Origin of the sequence: Solirubrobacter phytolaccae (assembly GCF_027587195.1) — a bacterium.
Classification (GTDB): domain Bacteria; phylum Actinomycetota; class Thermoleophilia; order Solirubrobacterales; family Solirubrobacteraceae; genus Solirubrobacter; species Solirubrobacter phytolaccae.
Genome location: NZ_JAPDDP010000046.1, coordinates 48,172 through 59,185 on the forward strand (window position 1 = coordinate 48,172; position 11,014 = coordinate 59,185).

Consider the following 11,014-nt stretch of genomic DNA (forward strand, 5'->3'; position numbering starts at 1 on the left):
CCGTCGGCTTTAAGTGAAGAACGGTCGGCGCACAGCACCCCCAACGCAACGGAGGACCAACTCGACAGACGCGTGGAAAGATCCCGCGATGATCCCGATCACTAACGAAACAATCGACGAAGCCATCGATCGTGTCCTTGACTTCCTCGATGTGCAGCGGGGAAACCCGGGGTTGCCCGACGCGCCGCTTGAGGCTCACTTCGCTAGTCACGGGATGGCTGGTGAAGCTTTCACCCACTTGAATCAAGGGATCGAGGCGAGAGTGTTTCCGACGGGACCATCGACCGACATCGTCAACGCTTTGCACGGCGGAGCGCTCCTCGGGGTCGCGATTGGCCTCGCGATTGCGGAACGTCGGGCCGAGCGGTCGGACCCGTGATCTCCGAAGTCGGTGTCTCCGAACGTTGACATCTCGTCGTTGTCGTCGTACGTTGACATCAATGCCGCCGGTCGACACGCTCCACAAGCTCAAGTCCATCGTTCGTGGTCGACGAATCGACCTCGGACTCAGCCAGGCTGAGGTCGCCCAGCGCGCGGAGGTCTCCAGGCAATGGGTGAACGCGTTCGAGCGCGGGAAGGGCTCCGCCGAGCTGCAACTGGTACTGCGTCTACTCGATGCCCTCGATCTGCACTTGAGGATCGACGCCCGCACCGACGAGCACACCGTCGCTTCAGCGCGCGTCGACCTGGACGCGCTGCTCGACGAGCACCGGCACCGTGACTGATCCGGCGCCGGCGACCGTCGACGCTTGCGGCTAGCCCGCCTGCTGGTCGGTAGAGGTGCTCGGGTCGCCGTCGACGGCCGCCGCGAGGCGCGGTGCGAGCTCCTTCATCAGCAGCGGCATGCTCAGCACGGACGGGAACGACAGCGCCTCGTAGACGCGGTCCTCGAGCAGGATGAAGACGTCCCGCTCCTCCTTGCGCACGTTGAGCTTGGAGTAGACCGGGTCCTGCTTGAGCTCGTCGACGCTGCGGTCGCCGTCGGCGAGCCAGACGAGCGCGTCGACGTCGAGGGCGTCGAGCTTCTCGTCGGAGAGCTGGCCGCCGAACTCGTCCGGGAACGCGTCCGCGAGCGGCTTCGGGAAGACGAAGCCGAGCGACTCGAGCGTGGCGGTGCGCACGTCCTGCGGGCCGTAGACGAAGACGCCCTGGTAGTCCGTGACCTCCGCGGCGGTCTTGCCCTTGAACTCGGGGTGCTCGGCGGCGGTGTCCGCGATCAGCTGCTCCGTGTCGTCGACGAGCTGCTGGGCCTTCTCGGGCTGGCCGACCGCCTTGCCGATCGTGAGCTGCTCCTCCTGCCAGGTGGAGCCGTAGTCGACCTTGTCCTTGGGCTGCGCGACGACGGGCGCGAGCTTGGAGAGCGCGTCGTACTCCTTCTGCGTCAGGCCCGAGTAGACGCCGACGATGAGGTCCGGCCGCTGCGCCGCGACCTTCTCGATCTGCACGCCGTCCGTGTTGGTGAGGACCACCGGCTCCTTGCCGCTGCCGAGCGCCTCCTTGGCCCACGGGAAGATCGCGCCGGGATGCTTGCCGAACCACTCGGTGGTCGCGACGGGCACGACGCCGAGCGCGAGGAGCGCGTCCTGGTCGCGCAAGCCGACGACGACGACCCGCTTGGGCTCGCTCTCGATCGTGGTCGAACCGTACTTGTGCTCGATCGTGACCGGGAACGCGCTGGCTTCAGTCGTGCCCTGCTCCGCGGCGGGAGCGCTGTCCGAGCTGGACTCGGTGTCGTCGGAGCCGCAGGCGGCGAGGACGAGCGCGCAGAGACATGTGAGGAGGATGAACGGCAGACGCATGGGTTAGGTCACCCTAACAAGCGCCCTGTTAAGGTCGCGCTGCGGAATGAGCGTCTCGACGGCCCCTGACGCCATGGCTCAACGCGCGCGCGGTGGTCGGTTCACGCGCAGCGCCGGGCTCACCATCTCGTTCGCGCTACTGGCCTTCGCGGCCCTGCTCAGCCTCGCCGTCGGCGCCCGCTCGATCCCGCTCGGCGACGTCGTCAACGCGCTGCTGCACTCGGGCAGCTCACAGGAGGAAGCGATCATCCGCGACCTGCGCGTGCCGCGCACGCTGCTCGGGATCGTCGTCGGCGCGGCGCTCGGCGTCGCCGGCGCGCTGATGCAGGCGCTCACCCGCAACCCGCTCGCCGACCCCGGCCTGCTCGGCGTGAACGCGGGTGCCTCGGCGGCCGTCGTGATCGCGCTCTCGCTCGGCGTCGCGGGCGCGGCGAGCTCCGTGTGGTTCGCGTTCATCGGCGCCGCGGTGGCCGCCGTCGCGGTCTACGTGATCGGCACCTCGGGACGGGGCGGCGCGACGCCCGTCCGCCTCGCGCTCGCCGGCACCGCGATCAGCGCGGCGCTCACGGCCCTCATCTACGGCATCGCGCTCGCCGACGTGAAGCTGCTGCAGCAGTACAACTTCTGGTCGGTCGGCGCGCTCGGCGGCCGCGGCCGGACGCAGCTCGACGCCGTCGTGCCCTTCATCGCCGTCGGCCTGCTGCTGGCGTTCGCGCTCGCCCGCTCGCTCAACGCCCTGGCGCTCGGCGACGACTCGGCCCGCGCGCTCGGCGCGAAGGTCGGCCGGACGCGGATCGGCGGCGCGGTCGCGGTCACGCTGCTGTGCGGCGCAGCCACCGCCGCGGCCGGGCCGATGTACTTCCTGGGCCTCACGGTCCCGCACGCGGCGCGCGCGCTGTGCGGGCCCGACCAGCGTTGGATCCTCGCCTACTCGGCGGTGCTCGGCGGGGCGCTCATGCTCGTCGCCGACGTGATCGGGCGCGTGATCGTGCGGCCGGGCGAGATGCCGGCGGGCGTGATGATGGCCATCGTCGGCACGCCGCTCTTCATCGCCCTCGTGCGCCGCAAGCGGATCGCGCAGCTGTGAGCGCCGCGCCCTACACGCTGCCCGGACGGGTCGTGCGCTTCGGCGAGGCCGTGTCGCTGCGCATCCAGCTGCGCGGCGTCGTCGTCGGCCTCATCCTCGTCGCCGTCGTGCTCGCGCTGTCGGTGTTCGCGATCGGCACGGGCGAGTTCGCGATCCCGCCCGGCACGGTCGTCAGCACGCTGCTCGGCGGCGGCGACCCCGGCTCGGCCTTCATCGTGCGCGAGCTGCGGCTCCCGCGGGTGGTGTGCGCGCTGCTCGTCGGCGCCGCGCTCGGCGTGTCCGGCGCGGTCTTCCAGTCCTTGACGCGCAACCCGCTCGGCTCGCCGGACATCGTCGGCTTCCCGCAGGGTGCGGCGGTCGGCGCGCTGATCGTGATCACGATCCTCTCCGGGTCCGGCGCCGCGATCACCGTCGGCGCGCTGGCGGGCGGCGTGCTGACCGCGTTCTCCGTCTACCTGCTGGCGTTCAAGCGCGGCGGGACGTCGGGCTTCCGGATCGTGCTGATCGGCATCGCGATCTCGTACCTGCTGGTCTCGGTCATCGACTACCTGCTCGCGCGGGCGCGGATCGAGGACGCCCAGGAGGCCACGCGCTGGCTGCTCGGGTCGCTAAACGGGCGCACCTGGGAGGACGTCACGCCGCTCGCCATCTCGCTGGCGGTGCTCGTGCCGCTGGCGATCCCCGCGGCCCGTGCGCTGCGGGCGCTGGAGCTGGGCGACGACTCGGCGCACGCGCTCGGCCTGCGCGTGGAGCGTTCGCGGCTGGGCCTGGTCGCGTTGGCGGTCGGGCTCGTCTCGGTGACGACCGTCGCGGTCGGCCCGATCGGCTTCATCGCGCTGACCGCACCGCAGATCGCGCGCCGGGTGGCGCGCACCGCGGGGCTGCCGCTCGTATCCTCGGCGCTCATGGGCGCGGCCTTGACGCTCGCCTCGGACATCGCCGCCCAGCGGCTCGTGCCCGACCGGGCGCTGCCGGTGGGCGTGATGACCGGGCTGTTCGGCGGCGTCTATCTCGCCTGGCTGTTGACGATGGAGTGGAGAAAGGGACGCGGATGAGCTCGTCACCGTTGCGGGCAGAAGCGGTGACGCTGGCCTACGACGCGCGCGTGGTCGCCGAAGGGCTGTCCGTCGACATCCCCGAGGGCGGTTTCACCGCGATCGTCGGGCCGAACGCGTGCGGCAAGTCGACCCTGCTGCGGGCGCTCGTGCGGATGCTCAAGCCGAAGGCCGGCAGCGTGCTGCTCGACGGCGTGGAGATCTCCTCGCTGCCGACCAAGCAGGTCGCGCGCCGGCTCGGGTTGCTGCCGCAGACGTCGATCGCGCCGGACGGGATCACGGTCGTCGACCTCGTCGCGCGCGGGCGCCATCCCTACCAGCGGCTGCTGCGCCAGTGGTCCCACGACGACGAGCGCGCGGTCGCCGAGGCGATGGCCCAGACGCACATCGAGGAGCTCTCGGGGCGGCTCGTCGACGAGCTCTCGGGCGGGCAGCGCCAGCGCGTGTGGATCGCGATGGCGCTCGCGCAGGAGACGCCGCTGCTGCTGCTCGACGAGCCGATCACGTTCCTGGACATCGCCCACCAGGTCGAGGTGCTCGACCTGTGCGCGAAGCTCCACGTGGAGGGTCGGACGCTGGTCGCGGTGCTCCACGACCTCAACCACGCGTGCCGCTACGCGACGCACCTGATCGCGATGCGGGACGGCTCGGTCGTCGCCGAAGGACCGCCGGCCGAGATCGTGACGGCGGAGCTGGTCGAGGCGGTCTTCGGCCTGAAGTGCCTCGTCGTGCCGTGCCCCGCGACGGGCGCGCCGATGGTCGTTCCCGCCGCGTCGCAGCAGTGACGGGCGCCGCCCTGCTGCGGGGCGTGCTGCGCGCCCATCGCCGGCGCGTGGCGCTGGCGGCGACGCTGCTCGGCGCGCACCAGGGCTTCGAGGCGCTCGTGCCGGTCGTCGTCGGCGCGGCGATCGACGACGCGGTGGCGCCTTCCGACGGCAGCGCGCTGCTGCTGTGGGTCGGGTTGCTCGCGGTGCTGTTCGCATTCCTGTCGACCGCCTACCGCGAAGGCGCGCGCGCCGAGGAGCGTGCGCGGGAGACCGCGGCGCACGCGCTGCGGATGCAGGTGATGGAGCGTGTCGTCGACCCGCGCGGCGGCGGCGAGGCCGGGCTCATGCCCGGGCAGCTGCTCAGCGTGGCGACCGCGGACGTGGACGCGTCGGCGGGCGTGATCGCGGGCCTCGCGTACGGCACGGGCGTCGTGGTGGCGCTGGTCGCGGGCACGATCGTGCTGCTCGTGACGTCGCTGACCTTGGGGCTGACGGTCCTGGTGGGCTTGCCGGTCATCGTCTGGGCGGGCGGACGGCTGGGCGCGCTGCTGTCGCGCCGTGCGGCGGGCCAGCAGGCCGAGGCCGCCGACGCCTCGGGCGTGGCCGCGGACCTGGTGACGGGGCTGCGCGTGCTGCAGGGGATCGGCGCCGCCGACACCGCGGCGGAGCGCTATCGCGTCGCGAGCCAGTCGTCCCTGCGCGCGACGCTCGGCGCCGCCCGCGCGGAGATCGCACTGGGGGCGACGGCCGTGCTGGTCGGCGGGCTCGCCGTCGCGGGCGTGGCCTTCGTCGGCGGTCGCCTGGCGCTGGAGGGCGAGATCTCGCTGGGCGAGCTGATCGCCGCCGCCGGCATCACCCAGTTCCTCGTCGGTCCGCTGAGCCGCCTCGCCTGGGTCGGCGGCCTGCTCGCCCGCGCCCGTGGGTCGGCGACGCGTCTGGCGGAGGTGCTGTCGGCGCCGCCCGCCGTCCCTGCACCCACCACCCCCACCTCTTTGAGGTTGGAGAGCCCGCCGAAAGTCTCCGTCGGAACGCTCGAGGTACCCGGTGGGGCGTTGTTCGGGGTCGTCACCGACGCGCCCGAGGCGCTGCTCGCCGCGCTCGCCCGTGAGTCCTCCGAGGCGGTCGTGACCGTGGACGGCGTCGCGCTCGCGGCGATGGACCCCGCGGCGGCGCGCGCCACCGTCGTCGTCGCGCCGCACGAGGCGACGCTGCTGTCCGGGACGGTGCGCGACAACGTGCCCGGCGCGGCCGACGCCGCGCTCGAAGCGGCGGCCGCCACCGACGTGATCGCCGCGCTGCCCGACGGCCTCGACACCGAGCTCGCCGACGCGGGCAGCTCGCTGTCCGGCGGCCAGCGCCAGCGGATCGCGCTCGCCCGCGCGCTCGCGACCCAAGCGCCCGTGCTCGTCCTGCACGACCCGACGACCGCGCTCGACGCCGCCACCGAGGCCCGCGTGGCGGCCGCGATGCGCCAGGCGCGCGCGGGCACGACGACGATCCTCGTCACGACCAGCCCGCTGCTGCTCGCCGCGTGTGACGTGGTCGCCCACGTCCGCGACGGCCGCGTGAAGACGGCCTCGCACGCCGAGCTCCTCGCGGACGCCACGTACCGGGAGACGGTGGCGTGAAGTCGCTCCCGACCGCGACCGGACGCGAATGCTGGACGGTCGTGCGCGCGCTGTTGCGGCCGCGCCGCAAGCAGGCCGCGCTGGCGGTCCTCGTGCTCGTCGCCGCGGCCGCGCTCGGCCTCGCCGGGCCGCTCCTGCTCGGCGAGATCGTCGACCGGATCGACGACGACCGCGCGGCGAGCTCGATCACGGCGCCCGCGCTCGGCCTGCTCGCCGCCGCGCTCGGCGAAGCCGTCCTGTTCGCGCTCGGCCTCATCCTCATCTCCAAGCTCGGCCAGCCGATCCTCGCGACGCTCCGCGAACGCGTCGTCGCGCGGGCCCTCAAATTGCCCGCCGAGCAGGTCGAGCGCGGCGGCCGCGGCGATCTGCTCAGCCGGCTCGGCGACGACATCGCCGTGCTGTCGGAGGCCGTGGTCGAGGCGATCCCGCCGCTCGCCGCCGCGTCCCTCACGCTCGCGCTCACGTTCGTCGGCCTCGCGACGATCGACCCGCGGCTCACGCTCGCCGCGCTGCTCGTCGTGCCGGTGCAGCTGTGGGCGCTGCGTTGGTACGCGAAGAAGGCCGGCCCGGCCTATGCCGCCGAGCGCCGGATCAGCGGGGAGCGGGCGCAGGCGATCCTCGACGTCGTCGGCGGCGCCAAGACGATCCGCGCGCTCGGCCTGCAGCCGACGGCGCTCCCGCGGGTCGAGGCGCGCTCGCTCTCCAGCGTCGCGGCCGTCGTCAGGACGATCCGCATCTCCACCCACTTCAGCTCGCGCCTGAACCTCGCCGAGTTCGTCGGCACCGCGTCCACGCTGGTCATGGGCTACTTCCTGGTCAAGAGCGACAGCATCACCGTCGGCGCCGCGACCGCCGCCGCGCTGCTGTTCATCCGCACGTTCGACCAGTTCAACATCGTGCTCGGGACGATCGACGAGGCCAACCGCGCGCTCGCCGCGCTCGCGCGCCTGGTCGGCGTCCTCCAGGTGCCCGAGCCGCCGCCGCCCGTGCCGCACCCCGGCGCGCACGTCTCACTCGACAAGATCCGCCACGCCTACGACGACGGCCCTGTCGTCCTGCACGACGTCGACCTGCACATCGAGGCCGGCGAGCGCGTGGCGATCGTCGGCGTGTCCGGGTCGGGCAAGACGACGCTCGCGAAGGTCGTCGCCCGCTTCCACACACCGACCTCCGGGACGGTCGACGTCGGCCACGTCGCGCTCGTCACGCAGGAGGTCCACGTGTTCGCGGGGCCGCTCGCCGACGACCTGCGACTGGCCGCGCCGAACGCCACCGACGCGCAGCTGCAGGCCGCCCTCGACGCCGTCGACGCCGACTGGGCCAAGCTCGACGCGGTCGTCGGCCACGGCGGCGTCGAGCTCACGCCCGCGCAGGCGCAGCAGATCGCGCTCGCCCGCCTGCACCTCGCCGACCCGAAGATCGCCGTGCTCGACGAGGCCACCGCCGAGGCGGGCAGCGCCGGCGCGCGCGTGCTCGAGCGGGCCGCCGACACCGTCCTGCAGGGCCGTACCGCGCTCGTCGTCGCGCACCGCCTCACGCAGGCAGCGCGCGCCGACCGGATCATCGTGCTCGACGCGGGCCGTGTCGTCGAGCAGGGCACCCACGACCAGCTCGTGGCGGCCGAGGGCGCGTACGCCGCCCTCTGGCACACCTGGTCGCAGGACCGCGCCTAGCTACTTCCCGACCAGCGCCTCGGGCGACTCGCCCGCGACCGCGTCCTTCAAGGCCGGCGTCAGCTTCTCGAGCGTGTACTTGAGCGCGAGCGGCGTGTCGAAGTACATCGCACCGCTGAGCGTCGGGTCGGTGTACACCGCGTGCTTGCCCTTGACGGCGGACAAGAAGCCGAACGTCGGCTCCTTCTTGAGCGCCGCGATGTCGCTCGCCTTCTCGGTCGCGAACACGATCACGTCGGCGTCGATCACGTCCAGGCGCTCCGCGGACACCGCGACCTGCTCGCCGACGTTCTTGACGAGCGGCGTGAGCTTCGGGTTGATGACGAACCCGAGGTAGGTGAGGAAGTCGGTGCTGAGCCCGTCCGGGTAGACGTAGAGCTCGCCGTCGTAGAACGCGTTCTGGCTGAAGGTCGCCGTCTTGCCCTTGAACTCCGGGTTCTCGGCCGCGGCCGCGGCGTAGGCGTCCTTGACGCCCTGGATGAGCTTCGCGCCCTCCTCGGGCTTGCCGAGCGCCTGCGCGATCAGCGTGGTCTGCTGGTCCCAGGGCGAGAAGTAGTCCGGGCTGCCCTTGGGGCCGGCGATCGTCGGCGCGAGCTTGGAGAGCTTGTCGTAGTCGGCCTGCTTCATGCCCGCGTTGGTGCCGATGATCAGGTCGGGCCGCAGCGTCGCGATCTTCTCGTAGTCGAAGCCGTCGGAGTTGGTGAGCACGGTCGGCTTCGCGTCGCCCAGCAGCGCCTGCGCCCACGGCCACACGGCGTACGGCTGCTCGCCGTACCACTCGGTCGTCGCGACCGGCGTGTAGCCGAGCTCCAGCACCGTGTCCTGCTCGGTGAGCCCGACGATCACGATCCGCTCGGGCTTCTTCGGCACGGTCGTGGAGCCGAACTTGTGCTCGACGGTCTGCGGGAACGTCTCGGCGGCGGCCGCCGGCGTGGACGTCGCGGACGGCTGGGCTTCGGGCTCTTCGGACGAGCCGCAGCCCGCGAGCGCGAGCAGAGCGGCGGCGGCCAAGGCAAGGGACAGGCGCATTAGGCCACCCTAACTAAGGTCAGGCGGCAGCCGCGTCACCCTCGAGGCCGAGCGCGCTCGCGAGGTCGCGGCGCGAGGAGATCCCGAGCTTGCTGTAGCTGCGGCCGAGGTGAACCTCGACCGTCTTGAGCGTCACCCACAGCGTCTCGGCGATCTGGCGGTTCGTGAGGCCTTCGGCGGCGAGCTGCGCGACGCGCCGCTCGGCGGGCGTGAGCGCCTCGACGCCTTCGAGCCGCTCCCGCCGCGGCCGGGCGCCGGACGCCTCCAGCTCCTGGTGGGCGTGGCGGGCGAGCAGCGCGGACTCGGTGCGCGCGGCGAGCTCGAGCGCGTTGCGCAGCGGCTCGCGTGCCTCCACCCGGTCGCCGCGGATGCGCAGGCGGGCGCCGAGGTCGTGCAGCGCCCAACCGTGCTCGCGGCGCAGGTCGGTGCCTTCGAGCGCGCTGACCGCCTCGCGGAGCGTCGCGATCGCGTCGTCGCCGTCCTGGGCGAGCGAACGCCGGCGCAGCGCCATGCCGAGGCAGCCCGGGCGTTGGGCCGCCTGCGCGGTCGCGACGTCCTGCTCCATCAGCTCGAGCGCTTCCTCGGACTGCCCCGTCGCGGCGAGCACTTCGGCCAGGCGGAGGCGACCGTAGACCGCGTTCGGCGCCGTCCAGCCCCGCGCGTCGGCGAACGCGACGACGCGCCGCAGGTCGGCCTCGGCCTCGTCGTGGCGCCGCAGCAGGAAGCGCACCCGGCCGCGGATGGTCAGCGCGAACGGCTCGATGAACGTGCCCGCGGCGGCCCCCAGGTCGACGTCGATCTCGGCCGCGGCCTCCTCGAGCCGGTCGAGCTCGACCAGGTTCTCGGCGAGGATCGCGCTCAGCGCGGGGACGGTCGTGACCATCCCCTGGGCGCGGATCGCCTCCAGGCCGCTGCGAGCGCGCGCGGCGCCGAGCGCGACCGAGCCGAAGTCGCGATGCCAGTAGCCCCACGCCTGCTCGACGAAGAGCGTCGCGGCGAGCAGACCCTGCTCACGCACCGCGCGGTCGCCGGCCTGGAGCGCGCGCTCGGCGCCGCGGGCGTCCTCGGCGAAGCGCAGCGCGTGCGTGACGAGGTTCCAGGTCGAGCTCGCCGGGCCGACCGTGGCGAGCAGCTCGCCGCCCGCCAGCGCGCGTTCGCACAGCGAGATCAGCTCGCCGGTCGGGAGCCCGCGCAGCGCGCCGTCGTTCGCGGCCGCGGCGAGCGCGGCGATCGACGGCGGGTCGAGCTGGACGCCGCGCGCGATCCGTTCGCGCAGCCGCACGGGGTCCGCGTCCGCGAGCAGCAGCGCTTCGAGCAGCCCCGCCTCGAGCCGCAGCGCGAGTGCCGGGTCGGCGGCGTCCTCGGTCGCCTGCTCGAGCTCGTCCACCGCGGCCGCCGGGTCCGTGTGCACGAGGTGGTTGGCGAGCGCGGCGTGGGCGCGCGCGGCGGCGTCGCCGTCGAGGCCGTCGCGCAGCAGCTGACGCAGGCGGCCGGGCCCGTCGGGGCGCTGCGCGCGCACTTCCAGCTCGCCGAGCTCGAGCGTGACGTCGACGCGCTCCGCCGGCGTGAGCGGCGGCTCGTCGAGTGCGCGCCTCAGCTGGTCGGCGGCGAGGTCCGTCGTGCCTTCCGCGGCCGCCTCCCGCGCGGCGGCGCGCAGGTCGGCGACGGCCCGCTCGTCCCCCGCTGGCTCCGCGGCCTGCCAGTGCGGCGCGACGGCGCCGGGCCGCAAACCACGGTCGCGCAGGCGCAACGCGGCGGCCCGGTGCAGCGCCGCGCGCTCCCCGGCGGGGATCGCGTCGAGCACGGCCGCGCGCACGAGCGGATGCACGAACGCGCGCCCGACGAGCACGTCGGCAGCGGCTCGGAGTCCACCTGCACGACCGTGTTCGTGTTGCCGTCGACGGCCATGTCCTGCCGCACGCAGAAGAAGTGCTGGTGGTGCGGCCCGTACAGCCCCGGCGCCACCAGTGTCCCGT

The 11,014-nt window shown here is 73.3% G+C and carries 10 protein-coding genes and 1 pseudogene; 7 read left to right on the forward strand and 4 right to left on the reverse strand.

The genetic code is table 11. The annotated features are described in order from the left end of the window. Positions 1–88: 88 nt before the first annotated feature. Positions 89–379, forward strand: coding sequence for a hypothetical protein (locus tag OJ997_RS22450; RefSeq protein WP_270027477.1), 291 nt, complete (start codon positions 89–91; stop codon positions 377–379). Between the two features lie 61 nt (positions 380–440). Beyond that, positions 441–725 (forward strand): helix-turn-helix transcriptional regulator, encoded by a 285-nt coding sequence (locus OJ997_RS22455; RefSeq protein WP_372517923.1) that lies wholly within the window; start codon positions 441–443, stop codon positions 723–725. A 30-nt stretch (positions 726–755) separates the two neighbouring features. Here OJ997_RS22455 and OJ997_RS22460 read toward each other — a convergent pair whose 3' ends face one another. Next, a complete protein-coding gene (locus tag OJ997_RS22460) occupies positions 756–1,799 on the reverse strand; it encodes an iron-siderophore ABC transporter substrate-binding protein (RefSeq protein WP_270027479.1) in 1,044 nt (347 codons plus the stop codon). A gap of 73 nt (positions 1,800–1,872) precedes the next feature. Between OJ997_RS22460 and OJ997_RS22465 the strand changes: the two genes are divergently transcribed. Genes OJ997_RS22465 through OJ997_RS22485 form a run of 5 tightly spaced genes read left to right on the forward strand, consistent with a single transcriptional unit; the run spans position 1,873 to position 8,009 of the window. Continuing rightward, the gene (locus tag OJ997_RS22465; protein ID WP_270027480.1) at positions 1,873–2,886 is read left to right on the forward strand and encodes a FecCD family ABC transporter permease; all 1,014 of its coding nucleotides are present in this window, start codon (positions 1,873–1,875) and stop codon (positions 2,884–2,886) included. Then, positions 2,883–3,941 carry a FecCD family ABC transporter permease gene (locus OJ997_RS22470; RefSeq protein ID WP_270027481.1) on the forward strand — a complete coding sequence of 353 codons (1,059 nt, stop codon included), beginning with the start codon at positions 2,883–2,885 and terminating at the stop codon, positions 3,939–3,941. Before OJ997_RS22465 ends, OJ997_RS22470 begins: the two co-directional genes overlap by 4 nt. Next, entirely contained in the window at positions 3,938–4,726 is a 789-nt protein-coding gene (locus tag OJ997_RS22475; RefSeq protein WP_270027482.1) for an ABC transporter ATP-binding protein, read from the forward strand. Before OJ997_RS22470 ends, OJ997_RS22475 begins: the two co-directional genes overlap by 4 nt. After that, the gene (locus OJ997_RS22480; protein ID WP_270027483.1) at positions 4,723–6,336 is read left to right on the forward strand and encodes an ABC transporter transmembrane domain-containing protein; all 1,614 of its coding nucleotides are present in this window, start codon (positions 4,723–4,725) and stop codon (positions 6,334–6,336) included. The genes OJ997_RS22475 and OJ997_RS22480 overlap by 4 nt, the downstream gene beginning before the upstream one ends. Then, the gene (locus OJ997_RS22485) at positions 6,333–8,009 is read left to right on the forward strand and encodes an ABC transporter ATP-binding protein (RefSeq protein ID WP_270027484.1); all 1,677 of its coding nucleotides are present in this window, start codon (positions 6,333–6,335) and stop codon (positions 8,007–8,009) included. The genes OJ997_RS22480 and OJ997_RS22485 overlap by 4 nt, the downstream gene beginning before the upstream one ends. On the opposite strand, the gene OJ997_RS22490 is transcribed toward OJ997_RS22485, so the two are convergent. From OJ997_RS22490 to OJ997_RS38140, 3 genes and pseudogenes are all read right to left on the reverse strand, one after another. Further along, positions 8,010–9,038, reverse strand: coding sequence for an ABC transporter substrate-binding protein (locus tag OJ997_RS22490; protein ID WP_270027485.1), 1,029 nt, complete (start codon positions 9,036–9,038; stop codon positions 8,010–8,012). A gap of 19 nt (positions 9,039–9,057) precedes the next feature. Beyond that, entirely contained in the window at positions 9,058–10,887 is a 1,830-nt protein-coding gene (locus OJ997_RS37755) for a LuxR family transcriptional regulator (protein WP_270027486.1), read from the reverse strand. 2 nt (positions 10,888–10,889) lie between these two features. Further along, positions 10,890–11,014: pseudogene (locus tag OJ997_RS38140) on the reverse strand (copper amine oxidase); the annotation flags it as partial.

Excerpts from the sequence above, each read along its gene's own strand:
- OJ997_RS22450 (WP_270027477.1), top strand. The coding sequence starts at position 89 with ATGATCCCGATCACTAACGAAACAATCGACGAAGCCATCGATCGTGTC.
- OJ997_RS22455 (WP_372517923.1), top strand. The coding sequence starts at position 441 with ATGCCGCCGGTCGACACGCTCCACAAGCTCAAGTCCATCGTTCGTGGT.
- OJ997_RS22460 (WP_270027479.1), bottom strand. The coding sequence starts at position 1,799 with ATGCGTCTGCCGTTCATCCTCCTCACATGTCTCTGCGCGCTCGTCCTC.
- OJ997_RS22465 (WP_270027480.1), top strand. The coding sequence starts at position 1,873 with ATGGCTCAACGCGCGCGCGGTGGTCGGTTCACGCGCAGCGCCGGGCTC.
- OJ997_RS22475 (WP_270027482.1), top strand. The coding sequence starts at position 3,938 with ATGAGCTCGTCACCGTTGCGGGCAGAAGCGGTGACGCTGGCCTACGAC.
- OJ997_RS22490 (WP_270027485.1), bottom strand. The coding sequence starts at position 9,038 with ATGCGCCTGTCCCTTGCCTTGGCCGCCGCCGCTCTGCTCGCGCTCGCG.